The organism is Luteibacter sp. 1214 (assembly GCF_031455395.1).
GTDB classification, from domain to species: domain Bacteria; phylum Pseudomonadota; class Gammaproteobacteria; order Xanthomonadales; family Rhodanobacteraceae; genus Luteibacter; species Luteibacter mycovicinus.
Genome location: NZ_JAVDSQ010000013.1, coordinates 38,110 through 55,184, shown reverse-complemented (window position 1 = coordinate 55,184; position 17,075 = coordinate 38,110). Strand labels below are relative to the sequence as shown.

The 17,075-nt window shown below is 64.9% G+C and carries 7 protein-coding genes; 4 read left to right on the top strand and 3 right to left on the bottom strand.

Features of this window, described 5'->3' with window-relative positions; all coding sequences use genetic code 11:
- Window positions 1-3: 3 nt before the first annotated feature.
- Window positions 4-1,488 carry a ribonuclease G gene (gene rng / locus J2X57_RS19385; RefSeq protein ID WP_036115267.1) on the top strand — a complete coding sequence of 495 codons (1,485 nt, stop codon included), beginning with the start codon at window positions 4-6 and terminating at the stop codon, window positions 1,486-1,488.
- A 30-nt stretch (window positions 1,489-1,518) separates the two neighbouring features.
- On the top strand, window positions 1,519-5,391 hold the full coding sequence (locus J2X57_RS19380; protein ID WP_309869525.1) for a YhdP family protein: 3,873 nt from the start codon (window positions 1,519-1,521) through the stop codon (window positions 5,389-5,391).
- Between the two features lie 44 nt (window positions 5,392-5,435).
- Here the strand turns inward: J2X57_RS19380 and J2X57_RS19375 are convergent, their stop codons facing one another.
- Window positions 5,436-6,632 carry a sterol desaturase family protein gene (locus J2X57_RS19375; RefSeq protein WP_079520758.1) on the bottom strand — a complete coding sequence of 399 codons (1,197 nt, stop codon included), beginning with the start codon at window positions 6,630-6,632 and terminating at the stop codon, window positions 5,436-5,438.
- 154 nt (window positions 6,633-6,786) lie between these two features.
- Here J2X57_RS19375 and tldD point away from each other — a divergent pair, with 154 nt between their 5' ends.
- Both tldD and J2X57_RS19365 read left to right on the top strand, forming a co-directional pair.
- Window positions 6,787-8,229: a metalloprotease TldD gene (gene tldD / locus J2X57_RS19370; protein ID WP_176167742.1), complete on the top strand. Its 1,443-nt coding sequence runs from the start codon at window positions 6,787-6,789 to the stop codon at window positions 8,227-8,229.
- Window positions 8,230-8,622: 393 nt separating this feature from the next.
- Window positions 8,623-15,756 (top strand): beta-1,3-glucanase family protein, encoded by a 7,134-nt coding sequence (locus J2X57_RS19365; protein ID WP_309869520.1) that lies wholly within the window; start codon window positions 8,623-8,625, stop codon window positions 15,754-15,756.
- A gap of 471 nt (window positions 15,757-16,227) precedes the next feature.
- Here J2X57_RS19365 and yjgA read toward each other — a convergent pair whose 3' ends face one another.
- The gene (yjgA, locus tag J2X57_RS19360) at window positions 16,228-16,782 is read right to left on the bottom strand and encodes a ribosome biogenesis factor YjgA (protein WP_036115257.1); all 555 of its coding nucleotides are present in this window, start codon (window positions 16,780-16,782) and stop codon (window positions 16,228-16,230) included.
- A complete protein-coding gene (locus tag J2X57_RS19355; protein WP_036115254.1) occupies window positions 16,779-17,027 on the bottom strand; it encodes a DUF1653 domain-containing protein in 249 nt (82 codons plus the stop codon). Before J2X57_RS19355 ends, yjgA begins: the two co-directional genes overlap by 4 nt.
- Between the last annotated feature and the right edge of the window lie 48 nt (window positions 17,028-17,075).

The window sequence follows — 17,075 nt, the reverse complement described above, 5'->3', positions numbered from 1 at the left end:
GCGGTGAGCGAGGAAATCCTGATTAATGTCACGCCGCGTGAGACGCGCGTGGCCGTTGTCGAAAACGGCATGTTGCAGGAAGTCCACGTCGAACGTGCGACCAAGCGCGGCTATGTGGGCAACGTCTACAAGGGCCGGGTGCAGCGCGTCATGCCCGGCATGCAGGCGGTGTTCGTCGAGATCGGACTGGAGCGCGCGGCGTTCCTGCATGCTTCCGACATCGTCCGTCCGTCGCTGCCGCCGACCGATGCCACCGAAGGCAAGTCCAACGGACACGGTCCGGTGCCGCCGATCAGCGAACTGGTGCACGAAGGCCAGGAAATCGTCGTTCAGGTGGTCAAGGATCCGATCGGCAGCAAGGGCGCGCGGCTGTCCACGCATCTCTCCATCCCGTCGCGTTACCTGGTACTGCTGCCCCATTCACGCACGCTGGGCGTGTCCGTGCGCATCGAGGAAGAAGCCGAGCGCCAGCGGCTGAAGGACATCATCCTTCCACTGATCGGCGAGAACCACCTCGGTTACATCGTGCGGACGAATGCGGAAGGCCAGTCGGAAGAATCGCTGGCGTTCGACGTGACCTACCTCAGCAAGGTCTGGCGCGTCGTGCAGGAGAACATTCAGAAGGCGAAGGTCGGCGAGCGCGTCTACGAGGAACTCTCGCTGCCGCTGCGTTCACTGCGCGATTCGCTCAACGACGGCATCGAGAAGGTACGCGTCGATTCACGCGAAACCTACGAGAAAACCGTCAAATTCGTGGCCAAGTTCATGCCGGTGCTGTCCGACCGCATCGAGCACTACGCGGGCGAGCGTCCCATCTTCGATCTCTACGGCGTGGAGGACGAGATCCAGCGCGCGCTGCGCAAGGAAGTCCCGCTGAAATCCGGCGGTTACCTGATCGTCGACCAGACCGAAGCGATGACCACCATCGACGTCAATACGGGCGGCTACCTCGGCAGCCGCAACCTCGAGGAAACGGTGTACCGCACCAATCTCGAGGCGGCGCAGGCGGCCTCGCGCCAGCTGCGCCTGCGCAATCTCGGCGGCATCATCATCATCGACTTCATCGACATGATCGACGACGAGCACAAGCGGCAGGTGCTGCGCATGCTCGAAAAGGGCCTGGTCAAAGACCACGCCAAGACCACGGTCTATCCGATGTCGGCGCTGGGTCTGGTCGAGATGACCCGCAAGCGCACCACGGAAAGCCTGGAGCGGCAGCTGTGCGAACCATGCCCCGCATGCAGCGGCCGCGGTACGCTGAAAACGGCCGAGACCGTGATCTACGAGATTTTTCGCGAGATCACCCGCGCCGTGCGCCAGTTCAATGCGCAGAAGCTGCTCGTCATGGCCAGCCCGAAAGTCGTCGGCCGCATTCTCGAAGAAGAATCGGCGGCGGTGGCCGAGCTCGAGGAATTCATCGCCAAGAGCATCCGCTTCCAGGCGGAAGAACACTATTCGCAGGAACAGTTCGATGTCGTTCTTCTTTAAGCCCGGCGATCGTCGCCGGAACGTCGGCCGGTGAGTGCCGGCTGGCGCCATCGCCTGAGACGCCTGCGGTTCTTCCTTCTGGGTCTGGTCGCGAGCGTGCTGGTCGTGCTCGCGCTGATCATGGCGCTTGGCCAGCTGCTGCTGCCGCTGGCGGCGCGGTATCCCGATCGTGTCGCAGCGATGCTGAGCGACGCCTTGCACAGGCCGGTTCACTTCGCGTCCCTGGAAGGGTTCTGGCGACCTTCCGGCCCGTTGTTCGTGATGCGCGATGTGACGGTGTCGCCCACCGATGGCGGTGAGCCGCTGCGTCTGCCCCAGGCGGCGGTCAAACTCGATTTCGGCGCCTTCATCCTTCCGTCGCGTCATCTGATCAACCTGCGGCTCCGCGATCTGCGACTGGGGCTGCGCCGTGCGCCCGACGGTCGCTGGAGCATCGACGGTTTCGCCACCGGCGGCGGCACGCAGAAGGTCTCGCTGGACAACCTTTCAGCGGACCTGTGGCTCAGCAACCTGCGCCTCGACATAAACGACGAGACCACGAGACGACACTACGGGCTGATCGCCGATCAGCTGCGTGTCAGTCTCGAGGACAACGCGTTGCGCATCGGCGGCACCCTGCGCCGTGAAAACGTCAGCACGGTGCTCACGGCCGCGGGGCGGTTCGCCGCCGACGGTTCGCATGGCCGGGTGTACGTGAAGGGCGCGGACGTGGATTTTGCCGCGCTCACCGGCGACTTCGAGGCCGGTGGCTACGCACTCGCCGGCGGCAAAGGAAATATCGAGACATGGCTGGACTGGCGCGACGCCAGGGTCGTGCGCATGACGTCGCGTATCGATCTCGATGGTCTCGCGGTACGTGGCCCTGCGCGCACGGTGACCACGGCAGGCCTGCACGGTATCGTCAGCCTGCATCGCACGGCCAACGGTCAGCGCGTGGACTGGGCGGGGCGTGACGGTGGCGATCTCGCGCTGCTGCTGAACACGGTCGGCGACCGGACGGATGGCACCCTGGCGGGGCGCCGTGTCGACCTCGCGCCGCTGTTGCCGTGGGCGGGCATCCTTCCGCAGATGTCTCCCTCGCTCGCCCGATGGCTTGGCGAAGGGCACCCGCGCGGTCGCTTCGACGACCTGCGTGCCGACTGGAATTCCATCGACGGTATCGAATTCGTCCGTGCCGGCTTCTCCGGCCTGGGCATCGACGCGAGCGGCACGCTGCCCGGCATCGCATCGCTCAAGGGCGAAGTGCTTGGCGACGCCGAGGCGATGTCGCTCAGCCTGCCGACGCAGACGACGACGATCGACGCCACCGGCATCTTCCGCAAGCCCTTCGTCATGAAGTCACTGGGCGGCGACATCGCCGTGTACAAGGACGAGGGCGACTGGCACATCGGTCTCGATCCGCTCGATTTTCGCGGCGAAGGCTTCGGCGGTCAGGCGCGGGGGGAATTCGTTCTGCCCGCCGCCGACACGGGGCCTTTCATGGATATGTACGTCGCGCTGGGCGAAGGCGACGTGGCCGCGGCGAAGCTGTTCTGGCCGATTCACTCGATGTCGGAAGGCTCGCAGAACTGGCTCAACCGCGCGATCGTTTCCGGGCGTATCGAAAGCGGCTCGGCCCTCATTCGGGGCAACCTGCGCGAGTTTCCGTTCAGGAATCACGAGGGGCGATTCGAAGGTCGCGCCGTCATCGACGATACCGTGCTCGACTACGGCACGGGCTGGCCACGTGCCGAAGGCATTTCCGCCGTCGCGAGCTTTGTCGACAACGGCATGTCGATCGACGCCTCGGAAGGCCATTCGCTCGGCAATGCCATCAGCGCGGCATCGGCGGTGATCGCCGACTTCGGTGAGGGCGTGCTCGATCTGAAGCTGAGCGGCGCCGGGACAGGTGGCAGCTACCTCGATTTCGTGAAGAACAGTCCGGTCGGCACCAGCAGCCGCGAAACGCTGGACAAGATGAAGCTCGGTGGCACCGGTGAATTCGGATTCAACCTGCTGTTGCCGCTGAAGGACACGAAGGACTTTACCCTCGACGGCAGGGCGACCATCAAGGATGCGGATCTCGTCGCCGACGCGTGGAAGCTGCGCCTGGATAAGATCACCGGCCCCATGAGCTTCGACGGTAAGGGGTTCACGGCGCAGGGTCTGAAGACGCTGTTCCGCGGCCAGCCCGCGAATCTGGACCTCGCCATCGCGGGCGGCACCGGTGATCCGGCGAAGATCGTCGACGCGACGGTCACGGGCGCGTTCACGATGGACGAACTGGTAGGTCAGTACGAAAACCTCAAATGGCTGGCGGACATCGCCAGGGGCCGCGGCACGTTCCGGGTCGGTTTCGACCTCAGCAAGACAGGGGAGGGGGATGCCACCGCGCAGACCCTGACGGTCGACTCCGACCTGCGCGGCGTCGAGCTGCTGATGCCGACGCCGGTGAAGAAAGCCGCCAGCGTGCCCCAGCCGCTATCGGTGCGCGTCGGTCTGCCGGTCGACGGTGCGCGTCTCGATGTCGCCATCGGCGATGTCGTGCGCGGGCGCCTGCGTCTGCCCACCGACAAGGTTCCCATCGCCGCCGCCTTCAATCTCGGCACCAGCGTGCCCGCCGCCCTGCCTGCACAGGGTTACCTCATCGGTGGACATGCCGCGAAGCTCGACGTATCCGGATGGGTGCAGTACGTCGTGGGCCTGTCGACGGGCGGGACAGGGCCGGGACTGAGTTCGCTCGACCTGGTGACCGACGACGCCGAGGTTTTCGGCCAGCATTTCGCCGACATGCATATCGTCGCCAATCCCGGTCCGCAGGCGCTGGCGCTCAAAGTCGAGAGTGAGGCCCTCGCCGGCCAGATGACCGTACCTAATGAAGAAATGCGGCGCCGTGGCATCACGGCACGGATGGATCGCATCTGGTGGCCATCGGCCGACGATGCCGCGGACGCCGCGAAGAAGGGCAAGGCCGCCGCGGGTGCGGCCGCTACGGTCGCCTCCACGGCGGCCAGGGCCGAAGAAGCCAAAGACAATGCCGCTGCCGCCAGGAAGCCGGCCGATGCGAACGAGGCGGGTGTCGCTCCGTCCAGCCTGCCACCGATGCATCTGCAGGTCAGCGATATGCGTCTGGGTAAGGCGAAGCTCGGCGAAGCCCGGCTGGAAACCTGGCCGACGGACGAAGGCATGCACATCGACCAGCTGCGTGCGCAGTCGAAGAACGTACAGATCACCGCGTCGGGTGACTGGAACGGTGACGAAAAGCGCAGCAGGACGCATCTGGCGATGGACTTCGCCTCCGAGGACGTGGCGCGCATGTTCGACGCGCTCGGTTTCGCAGGCATCCTGCAGGGCGGGCGCACGTCGGCACGGCTCGACGCGACGTGGCCCGGTGGCCCTTCCGCGCTTGCGCTGGCGAACATGGACGGCACGCTGAAGGTCGACGTGGCCAAGGGCCGGATCCTCGAAGTGCAGCCCGGCGTCGGTCGTCTGTTCGGACTGGTATCCGTGACCGATCTGCCGCGTCGCATGGCGCTGGATTTCGGTGACGTGCTCGGCAAGGGTTTCGCGTTCGATTCGATCACCGGCGACTTCCGCTTCGCCAACAGTGACGCGAGCACCAGCAACCTCAAGATTCGCGGCCCCGCCGCGGAGATCACCATCACCGGCCGGGCGGGCCTGAAGGCTCGTGATTACGATCAGGAGGTGCTGGTGGTGCCGCACCTCGGCAACAGCCTGCCGGTCGTCGGTGCGCTGGCCGGCGGTCCCGTCGGCGCCGCGGCGGGTCTCGCCGTTCAGGGCATCCTGGGCCGCGGTCTGAACCAGGCGGCGCGCAAGCGATACCACGTCACGGGCAGCTGGGATAAACCCGTGTTCACCCCGATCGAGAAGGGCGAGCCCTCCACGGCCACCAAGCCGTTGTAGGAGCGCGCCCTGCGCGCGAAAAGCATGCCGGATCCGGACGCGCTTCAGGTCTTCGTTTTGCTGAACGGAAACAGCTGCTGCCTCACGAACCCATCCGGCATGTAGTCACCCACCACGCCGTATTTCTCCGGAAACTGCTTCGTCGACTTGACGGCGGTACCGAACGCATAGTCGATGAAGGCGTAATGCGCCGCATAGTTCTTGTCGATCGCTTCGTCGTCCGACGCGTGATGCCAGTGATGGAAATCAGGTGTCACGAGGACGTACTTCAAGGGACCCCACGGCAGATGCACGTTGGCGTGGTTGAACACCGCCTGGAAGCCGACCACCAGAATGTACGCGTTGGTTACCGCTTCGCTGAAACCCAGCACGTAAAGCGGAGCCAGCACGCAGACGCGGGTGAACAGCAGTTCCAGCATGTGCTGGCGTGAACCCGCCAGCCAGTCCATCGTCTTCACGCTGTGGTGTACGGAATGGAAGCGCCAGAGGAAAGGCACCTCGTGATACGCACGGTGCGTTGCATACTGCGCCAGGTCGGCGACGAGAATGCACAACAACAGCTGTGGCACGAAATGGATGCTCGCGACCATACGCTGGAAGTCGCTGTTCACCAGCCAGGTGAACGCGTGGTGGATCAGGAAGTTCACCACGAGCAGCGCGAGGCCCACCGCAAAGTGATTCACGGCGAAGTGCTTCATGTCGGTCTGCCACTCGAAGCGAAACACCGACTGGCCACGGTAAAGCGGAAACAGTTTTTCGATCACGACGAACAACACCGTCGAGCCGAGCAGGTCGAGGATGAACCAGTCGAGGCCGATGTAGGGCGTGTGGTCGGGAAATGCGCCTACCGGCACGCGCGACCCGCCGAGCGCGACGGCGGCGAGTACCATGGCGAACGCGGCGATATTGAGGTTGCGGCGGCGGCCGAGGATGACGTTCGCCAGCGACAGGCCGCCGGCGATCAGCAGCGCACCCAGCAGTGCCTGACGCAGGACATCCACCGAATACTTGTGCCGCAGATCGGGCGTGGTCAGGTACTGGGGGAAATGAAAGGCAATGACGGCCAACAGGCAGAGGAAGCCGAGCGACAGCGCGATCGCCGTGCTGACCATGGCCTTGCGGGGGTCGAGGTGACCGCTTTTGTTCAGCAGGTCGCGTGTTTCGTCGACGACCGCTTCCGCACGACGGACAGGCGCCGTCGCGACACGACGGGCGATGGCCCGCTTCTTTCCCCTGCTCATGGAGGCTCCGTTCCGGTGAGTCTGGACGAATCCTAGCACCCGGCCGGCCTGGGGGTTGCCTGGGCCGTCCGCCGCCGGTGACGCAGGAGGGACCAGGGTTTAAGCTGACCCCATCCGACCCCACCTGTGGGGTTCCCCATCTCTACCGGCGAACCTGATGGATTCCCTGATTTCCCTTGCCGAACGGCGCCTGCTCACCCCCGGCGGCCTGGCTTCCACCGACCTCGATCGCGTCTTTTCCCAGCTGATGGGGCCGTCGATCGACGCGGCGGATTTGTATTTCCAGCATTCCCGCAGCGAGTCGTGGGTGCTGGAGGAAGGCATCGTCAAGGATGGCAGCCACTCGATCGAGCAGGGTGTGGGCGTGCGCGCCATCTCCGGTGAGAAGACCGGTTTCTCCTATTCGGACGAAATCGTGCTTCCGCAGCTGCTCGAAGCCTCCCGTGCCGCGCGCGCGATTGCGCAGGGCGGAGCGGGTGCCGGCAAACCGCTGGCCATCGCGACCGGGCGCGGGCTGTATCCGGCCATCGACCCGGTCGAGAGCCTGCCCAACGAAGCCAAGATCGCGCTCCTGCGCGAGGTCGATGCCTATGCGCGTTCGCGCGATCCGCGCGTCAGGCAGGTCATCGTCAGCCTGGCGGCCACGCTCGACACGATCCTCATCGCCGGCTCGGACGGCACGCTGGCCGCCGACGTGCGTCCGCTCGTGCGTCTCAACGTCCAGGTCATCGCCGAGCAGAACGGCCGCCGCGAGCAGGGTCATTCCGGTGGCGGCGGTCGTTACGGCTATGGCGAACTGATCGAGAACGGTCGCGCCCACGCCTTCGCCGAGGAAGCGGTGCGCCAGGCGCTGGTCAATCTCGAAGCGGTGGATGCGCCGGCCGGCAACATGACCGTCGTGCTTGGCCCGGGCTGGCCGGGCGTGCTGCTCCACGAGGCCATCGGCCATGGTCTCGAAGGTGACTTCAACCGCAAGGGCAGTTCCGCCTTCACCGGTCGCATCGGCCAGCGTGTCGCGGCCGACGGAGTGACCATCGTCGATGACGGCACGCTGCCGGGTCGCCGTGGCTCGCTGAGCATCGACGACGAAGGCACGCCGACCGAATGCACCACGCTGATCGAGAACGGCATTCTCAAGGGTTACATGCAGGACAAGCTCAACGCGCGGCTGATGGGCGTCAGGTCCACCGGTAACGGTCGTCGCGAGTCCTTCGCGCAGCTGCCGATGCCGCGCATGACCAACACCTACATGCTCGCCGGTAACCGTGAGCCGGAGGAGATCATCCGGTCGGTCAAGCGTGGCCTCTACGCCGTGAACTTCGGCGGCGGTCAGGTCGACATCACCAACGGCAAGTTCGTCTTCTCGGCGAGCGAGGCCTACCTCATCGAAGACGGCAAGGTCACGCGTCCGGTCAAGGGTGCCACCCTGGTGGGCTCCGGCCCCGAGGTGCTCACGCGCGTCTCGATGATCGGCAACGACCTCGCGCTCGACGAAGGCGTGGGCGTGTGCGGCAAGGACGGGCAGAGCGTGCCCGTCGGTGTTGGCCAGCCGACGTTGCGTGTCGATGGCATGACCGTCGGCGGCACCGCGGCCTGACCGCCAATACGTTGACGTGGAACGTTTTCGTGACATACCTCGCAAGAGGTATGTCACCAAGGAACGCATGCAACATGCGTTCCGGTCTTGATCGAAGCTATCCTCTGCCGGGCAAACCGGACGCCCGTCACGGAATGCGAACTCACTCTGCGAAAAGTCGTGCTTCGAGCACCCTCTAGTATTGTGAGTGACATTCAGCAAGCGGAAGATCCGCGCTGACAGCGTATGGATGGCTAAAGCCCGGGGCAAGGCGGGTCCGCCTCCACTCACCGCGAAACGAACGAAGACCGCCGGCGCGACATGCGCTGGCGCAGGCGTTCGTGCGCGCCTGGGAATGTGCTGTCGATCACGCGGCTCACCTCACACGTGGCACATACAGGGGACCCCTCGTCCATGAAGCGACAACCCACATCACCCCACGGTACGCCGAGGCTGGCGAGGCTGTCCGCCTTGCTCGTCATCGCGCTCCTGGGCGTGACCGCGACGGCGCAAGCCGTCACGCTCGCGCCCTCGGACCGGCAGGACATCAATCTCGGTGCCCGGCCCTGGAAATACACCAAGCAGGCCATCACCAACCCCAATGATCCGGTGACCTACGCGCCGCTGCCCAACGGCGACGACGGCGCCCTGGTCAACTACAACGACAGCGCGTGGCTGACCGTCGGCATCCCGCACGCGGCCAACGACTTCACCACCTTCATCAACCAGGAGTCCGGCGGTGGCCAGGGCAGCCTGGACGGCGAGACCAGCTGGTATCGCGTCAGGCTCGACGACTCGGCGAAGTTCGCCGGCAAGAAGGTCATGGTCGAGTTCGAAGGTGCGCACACGGGTGACCGTGTCTACATCAACGGCCATTTCGTTCCCGGCACCGGCGTGCTCAACCAGCCAGGCCAGAAGGACGCGCAGGCGACCCACGTCATCGGCTTCGTGCCGCACATCGTCGACCTGACGCCTTTCCTCAAATTCGACGGCACCGACGTGCTGGCCGTCAAGGTCAGCCGCAGCGGCGGCGGTTTCTTCGAGGACCCGGGTTTCTCCGGTTCCTTCCGTTTTGGCCAGGCCGAAGCGGGCCTGTTCCGCCCGGTAAAGCTGCACGTCACCAACTTCGTGCACATCCCGGAAAACGTCTACGCGGGTCAGAACACCTGGGGTACCTACGTCGGTACGCAGAGCCTGAGTGCCGACCACACCTCGGCCGTCGTACGCGTGCAGACCAACGTCGCGAACGAAACCGCCGCCGCGAAGACGGTCACGCTGACGACCCAGATCGTCGACGCCGACGGCAACGTCGTGACGTCGGACCAGCAGCAGAAGTCGCTGCCGGCCAACTACGTGCCCAGCGACCAGACGCCCGTTTTCGACGAAACATTGCAGGTGAGCAACCCGCACCTGTGGTTTCCGAACAACAGCCTGGACGGCAAGCCGTACCTGTACAAGGTGCTGCACACGGTCAGTATCGACGGCGTCGTGGTCGATGCGAAGCAGAGCACGCTCGGCATTCGCGTGATCACCTGGGACAAGGACTTCCCGTACATCAACGGCAAGAAGCAATACATGTGGGGCGGCTCCGGCCGCTACGACTACCCCGCGCTCGGCTCGTCCGTGCCGGAAGAACAGCAATGGCGCGATCTGCAGCAGCTGGCCGCCGGTGGCGGCAACCTGTGGCGCCCGGGTCACTCGCCGTCCAGTCCCGAATTCGTCGAGGCGGCGGATGCGCTGGGCGTATTCATCGTGCAGCCCAGCGGCGACGGCGAGAACGGCTTCGCCACGCCCTGCGCGACCGGCGACCGGGCGTGTAACGACATGTGGACGATCAAGCGCGAGGTCCATCGTGACATCGTGATCCGCGATCGCAGCCACCCGTCGATCCTCGCGTGGGAACACGACAATGGCGTGATGTCGACACCGTTCGCGGTGGAACTTCGCGCGCTGGCACGCACGTGGGACAGCATCGCACCGCGCGCCGCGGCGGACCGCACGCCCGATGCCGCCAATGGCGACATCCTCAGCTGCTCGAAGGCCGGTTGCGAAACCTACCTGCATTCGAACGAATTCCCGAACAAACCGGCCTGGGGCGCGGAATACTGGGGTCCGGGTACGCTGCGTCATTCGTACGACTACGAGCTGGCCTTCGCGCTCAACTACCTCGTGCCGTATTCGCAGGCGCGCAAGGTCGGTACGTTCGGCATGGCGCAGTGGTACATGTCGGATACGCCGGGCGAAGTCATCGAGATGGTCGAAGGTCTCGAGGACGCGACGCACTGGACCTACCAGCGCAACCCGGACGGCAGTATCGCGACGCACGCCGACGGCAAGCCGATCAAGGGCTTCCGCCACAACGTGCGCGGCAACAACGCATCGATGACCGATGCGAACCGCTTTCCGCGCATGCTGTACTACATCTACGAATCGGTGTGGGTACCGTACGAACTGCGGCCGGTGGTCAAGCTGGCCAATCACTGGAATCGCTCCGGCAATATCCAGGTGAATGCATTCAGTAACTGCCCGAAGGTGCGCCTGCTGGTGAATGGCGTGCCGCAGGTCAGCGATCAGGTGCCCAATACCTGGGACACCATCGACGAAGCGTCTTACGCGCTCGAGAACGGCCCGGTCGACGAAGAAACCGGCAAGATGGTCGGTGCCGACAAGGCGCAGGCCACCACGAAGCTGCCCGGCCAGGTGCACTGGAACCTCACGTGGCAGTCGGGTACCGCCACCGCACAGTGCCTCGACGCACTGGGCAACGTGCGCACCGATGCCAATGGTCAGTCCGTGCAGGATACGCTGACCACGGCAGGCACCGCCGATCACATCGAGCTCGACGTCGTGCCGAACGTGGTCAAGCCCGATGGCTCGCGCTTCCAGGTCACCGCCAACGGCTCCGACGCCGCGTTCATCGTGGCGAAGGTCGTCGACAAGAACGGCGTCGTCGTACCGACGGCGGCGCAGAAGGTGACCTTCGAAGTCACCGGCGGCGCGTCCATCGTGACCTATCAGGGCGGTACGCAGCAGTACGTGGATTACAGCGCCGGTGAAGTGCCGGACAACAATGGCGGCATCCCCGAGCCGATTCACAGCTATCACTCACCGGGTTCGCCGGAGCTGCAGTTCGAAGGTGGCCTGCAGAAGATCGCCCTGCGCTCGAAGTTCACCGCCGGCCAGGTCACGGTCACCGCCACGGCGGCCGGCCTCACGGCAGGCACGGCGACGTTCAATATCGTCGACGTTCCCGCGGCTCCGAATGCTTCGGGTCCGCCGTCGATCATCGCGCAGCCCATCGGGCAGGACGTGACCGAGGGCGATGTGGGTCACTTCTCCGTGACCGCGTCCGGCACGCCGCCGCTCACGTTCACCTGGAAGAAGAACGGCGTCGCCATCGCGGGCGCCACCAGCGCGAGCTATGTGACACCGGCGTCGACGCGTGCGGATGACGGCAGCAGCTATACGGTGGTCGTGCACGGACAGGGCCCGGATCAGGAGTCGGCCCCCGCGCTGCTGAAGGTGTTTGCCTTCAGTCCGGTGACCATCACGACGCAGCCCATCGCGCAGAACGTCGACGAGGGCCAGCAGGCGCACTTCCAGGTGGTCGCGTCGGGTTCGCCCACGCTCAGCTACCAGTGGATGAAAGGCGCGGCGGAGATCCCGGGTGCGAATGGCCCGAGCTATGTCACGCCGAGCCTGACCGTGGCCGACAACAACGTGAACTACGCTGTCGTCATCAGGAACTTCGGCAGCAATGCGTCGTCGGTGCCCGCTCACCTCACGGTGAATGCCGCGCGTCCGCCGGTGTTTACCGGTGCGCTGGCCGATGTGCGTGCCAACCCGGGTCAGCCGGCGACGTTCGACGCGTCCACGCTCGTAGCGGGCACCTCGCCGTTCCACTACAAGTGGTCGGTCGGTGGCGTCGCGGTGGGCGACGATCTGCCCACGCTCACGTTGCCCTCCGTGCAGCAGAGCGATGTCGGCACGTATACCGTGTCGGTGACCAACATCACCGGCGTGGTCGCGACCGCCTCGGCGAAGCTCACACTGGCACCGCCGGGCGCGAATCTCGCCCGCGAGAAGGCGACCTCGTCCACGGAAGTGGAGAACGTCAACGGCACCGCCGCATGGCAGGCGGTGGATGGCGACGAGACCACCCGCTGGGGTTCAAAGGTCGGCGACGACAACGCGAACATCACTGTCGATCTCGGCTCGTCACGGACCTTCAACCGCGTCGTGCTGAAGTGGGAAAACGCGCACGCCAGCGAGTACAAGATCCAGTACTCCGACAGCCCCGACGGCGGCTTCCAGGACGCGTATCACACCGATACGAGCAACGGTGGCACCGAGGACTTCACCTTCGACCACCCGGTGAAGGGTCGCTATGTCCGCATGCAGGGCGTCAAGCGTGCCACGGACTACGGTTACTCGCTCTACGAGTTCGAGGTGTACAACTCGCCCGGTTGCTGCGCCATCACGGATCGCTACACGTCCGCGACGGGCTCGACGCTGGTGACGGACAACCTCAGTAGCCTGCAGTGGGATCGCGTGCAGCGTGGCTTCGCCGACCAGGGTGCGCAGTTCACGCAATCCGTCGCGATCCAGACCTGTGCGCAGGATGGGATGCGTCTGCCGACCGTCGACGAAGCGCTGGCCATCAGCGGCCAGCATTACTCCAGCGCCGCGTTCCCGGGCGCATGGAATACGTGGACCGATGGCAAGGACCCGACCGACGCGACGTTCGCCTTCCAGGTGAGTTCGCTGGGCGATATCCGCCGCGAAGTGGCCGAGAACAATCCGGGTCATGTGCTCTGCGTCAAGGGTACGAAGGTGGTCGCGCCGACGATTACGGCTCAGCCGGGCGCCCAGAAGGCCGGTGTCGGTCGTTCCGCGCACTTCGCCGTGACGGCGACGGGCGTGGGTCCGCTCAGCTACGACTGGTACACGGTGGCCAGGGACGCCAACGACCAGGACGTGCTCACGTTCGTCTCGAGCACGGCCGACGGTACCTATGCCACGCGTGCCCTCACGGCCGCGCAGAATGGCACGGTGTATCGCGTCAATGTCGTCAGCGCGCAGGGCATCACCGCGGCAAGCAACAACGTCGTGCTGACCGTCGATAATTCGACGGCCGGCTTCGATCCGCCGGCATGGGCCGGTCCGGTGACGCAGCCGGGTGGCGGCAACGACAACGGCGGTGGCAATCCGGCCAGCCCAGGTCAGCCGGGTGACGGCAAGGGGGGCGTGAACATCGCGCTCGCTTCCGCCGGTGCGTCCGCGTCGTCGTCCCTCGGTACGGAGCGTCCGGACCTGAGTCCGTCCGCCGCGATCGATGGGGACTTCGATACGCGCTGGGGTTCGGTGCAGCAGGTGGATCCGGTCGACCTGGTGGTCAACCTGGGGTCGGTGAAGAGCTTCGACCACGTGATCATGCGTTGGGAGAACGCGTCGTCGGCGCAGTACACCATCGATGTTTCCAGCGACGGCAAGTCGTGGAACACCATCGTGGGTCCGGTTGTGGGCAAGGGTGGCGTCGACACGCAAACGTTCCCGGTGCAGACGGCGCAGTACGTGCGCATGAACAGCCTGAAGCGCAACACCGGCTACGGTGTCTCGATGTTCGAGTTCGAGGTGTATGCCGCCGCGCCTCCGCCGTCGTTCATCACCCAGCCGCAGTCGCAGAGCGTGACGGCGGGGCAGGCGGCGAGCTTCGGCGTCAGCGTCAAGGCGAGTAGCGCGGTCAGCTATCAGTGGCGACGTAACGCCGCCTCGGTGGCCGGCGCCACATCGGCGACCTTCGGCTTCACCGCGACGACCGCGGATGCGGGTAGCTACGATGTGGTCGTCACCGATGCGTCGGGCCGCAGCGTCACCAGCAGCGCGGCGACGCTGACGGTGCAGCAGCCGGTCGCCTCGCAGGACCCGGCACCGGCCAGTGGCAACCTGGCACTGAATCGACCAGTGCTGGCATCGGACACCGAGAACGCCGTGGCATTCAAGGCAGCCAACGTCAACGACGGTGACGCCGGTACGCGCTGGTCCTCGGGCTTCACGGACGACCAATGGATCCGCGTCGACCTCGGCTCGGTGAAGTCGGTGAACAAGGTGGTACTGAACTGGGAGAACGCGCATGCCATCAAGTACCTGATCGAGGTGTCGATGGATGGCCAGTCCTGGAGCACCGCGTACGCGAAGGCCGGCAGCACGGGTGGGGTCGAAACGCTGACCTTCCCGGCCGTCTCGGCCCGATACGTGCGCATGCACGGCCAGACGCGTTCCACGCAGTACGGCTACTCGCTGTGGGAGTTCGAGGTGTACGGTGCGGATGCAGGCACGACGCCGACCGATCCGTCCAATCCGGGCACCGGCACGAACGATCCGTCGACGGGCTTCGACTACGACGTGTACCCGGGCTTCATCGGCACGCAGCTGCGCAACGCGACCAACGGCAAGTGGCCCGACGACAAGGTGTTCGTCGCCGTCATCGGCCGCGACCCGACCACCAACGTGTTCTCATGGGTGAAGCCGGACGGCACGACTGTGCCGCTCGCCGTGGAGGACAACGATGCTACGGGTCACCTGACCAAGAACGGACAGAACTATCCGAACTACTTCTTCACGCTCGCGCAGTCGAAACTGCTCAAGCTGCCGAAGCTGAGTTCGGGGCGTATCTTCGTCTCGGTCGGCGAGCCGATGTACATCAAGGTGCTCAAGGCGGCCGATAACACCATCGGTTTCGCCGGTCCCAACCCGCTTAACGCGACGGACCCGAACATCGACGTGTACTACGACTGGTATGAGTTCACCTGGAACGACGATGCCATCTTCATCAACACGACGCAGGTGGATCAGTTCTCCATCCCGCTGTCGCTCGATGTGTATGGCGGTAACAAGACCCGTCACGTGAACTCGGGTATCACGCAGACACGTGCGCAGATCTTCGCCGAGTACAACCAGGAGGTGCCGGCGGAGTTCCAGATCGCCGATGCCGATCCGATCCGGATCCTGGCCCCGGGCAAGGCGGCGTTCGATGTGGGCAAGCCGCAGGAGCATTACTTCGACGATTACATCGACCAGTCGTGGACGTACTACCAGTCCCACGTGCTGCAGATGAGCATCGGTGCCAAGCAGTTCGAAGGTTCCGTGGTCGATGGCGTGCTGGTGTTCAGACACACGAACTGGGCGGACACGCACGAGCCGGACGAGCCGCAGGGCATGCTCTTCAACGTGCAGAAGCCGACCACGCAGGATGTGCTCGAAGGTAAGGGCACGCTGGCGCGATCGAACGATCCGTGGGGGGTGGAAGGCCAGCTTGAGGCGCAGATCTGTGCGGCGTTCAACCGTCACGTGATGGAAGACAACAGCGAGTGGAAGGACGCCGGCGCGTTCTACCTGCAGTCGCCGGCGAACTACTACGCGCGCTTCTGGCACCTGCATGGGGTGAACGGCAAGGCGTACGGTTTTGCGTATGACGATGTGTCGGATCAGAGCTCGACGCTGATCGAGACCCAGCCGGAGCATCTGGATCTGGGGATTGGTTGGTAAGTTGAGTACGTGAAAAAGGAAAAGGGCGGCGGAGTGATCCGTCGCCCTTTTTGTTTGTCTTTCTCGGGATGGCTCGGCTTCGCCATCGCGGTTCGCTTCGAAGCGTTCGCACTGAGGGAGGGCGCCGCCGGCTGCCATTCCTGTCGCTAAGTCCTCCTACGGCCTTCGCCTTCGTGCGGAAGCGCTCCAGGAACGGCAACCGACGTCACCTCTGATCGGTGAGGTATACCGAGCCGAAAGCGACCACTTGCTCACCTGCGGCCGTCCGCCTGCCACCGCCCGCCCGCCACCGCGCACCCGCTACCGCTGTTGTAGGAGCGAGCCTGCTCGCGACACGGGATTGCCGCAGCCCCTAAACTCAGCCGCATTTTTCGGAATTGCCCCGAAGTCAGGGCGCTATCCATGCCGTCATGCATGAAACCAATACACGAACACCTCAAAGAAAAAGCCCGGCATCGGCCGGGCTCCTCTTCATTCCGCAGCGTCGTCCGCCTGCGAAGCTTCGAGCTCTTTCAACAGCCGATAAATCTCGCGGAACGCATGCAGCGGCTTGTTCGCGTCGCGCTCGACGCGTGCCTGACGCACGATCGATCGTACGTGCTGGCGATCGAGATCCGGATACTTGTCGAACAGCTCGCCGAGCGCTTCGTCACCACCGGTCAGCAGCTTTTCGCGTGCGGCCTCCAGGCGATGCATGTGCGCGGCTTCCTGACGCTGGCGATCACGGTCTTCACCGAGCGCGGCGCGGGCGTCGACGAAGGCGGCGTCGCCGTGGCGGCGCATCTGCTTGGCCAGGTAGGCGAGCTGACGCTTGCGGGCGATGTGCGCCGTGATTTTCCGGGTGCGGCCGATCTCGTCGACGATGTCGTCGGGCAGCTTCAGCTTGGGGATGCGGCTGGGCGGCAGGTCCATCAGCTGACCGGCGAGCTTCAGCATATCGAGTGCGTTGCGGCGCAGTTCGCTGCGGCTGGGGCCGAAGTCTTCTTCTTCCTCGTCCGCGCGCGGACGGTCGTCATGCGGCCTCATGCCTGGGTCTCCTGAATGGCGAGCGGATCGGTGGCGTCACGCTCGAAGGCGAAGCGCGGTACGGTGTTGCCGTCGTGCTGGACGGTCTCGGCGAACATGCTGGCCGGGCGTACCCAGAGGCCGTGTTCGCCATAGAGGGCCTGATAGACGACGAGTTCTTCCATCGTCTCGCTGTGCCGGGCGGTGCCCAGCACGCGATAGGGCATGCCCTTGAAGTGGCGGTAGTAGCCGACACGGATGCTCATAACGGTTCCATGGCACCATGGACGGTGCGCTGCGTTGCTTTTGATCGG

What these genes read in the sequence shown, in the direction of transcription:
- J2X57_RS19355 (WP_036115254.1), bottom strand. Translation starts at nt 17,027, where the DNA reads ATGAGCATCCGTGTCGGCTACTACCGCCACTTCAAGGGCATGCCCTAT.
- yjgA (WP_036115257.1), bottom strand. Translation starts at nt 16,782, where the DNA reads ATGAGGCCGCATGACGACCGTCCGCGCGCGGACGAGGAAGAAGAAGAC.
- J2X57_RS19375 (WP_079520758.1), bottom strand. Translation starts at nt 6,632, where the DNA reads ATGAGCAGGGGAAAGAAGCGGGCCATCGCCCGTCGTGTCGCGACGGCG.
- J2X57_RS19365 (WP_309869520.1), top strand. Translation starts at nt 8,623, where the DNA reads ATGAAGCGACAACCCACATCACCCCACGGTACGCCGAGGCTGGCGAGG.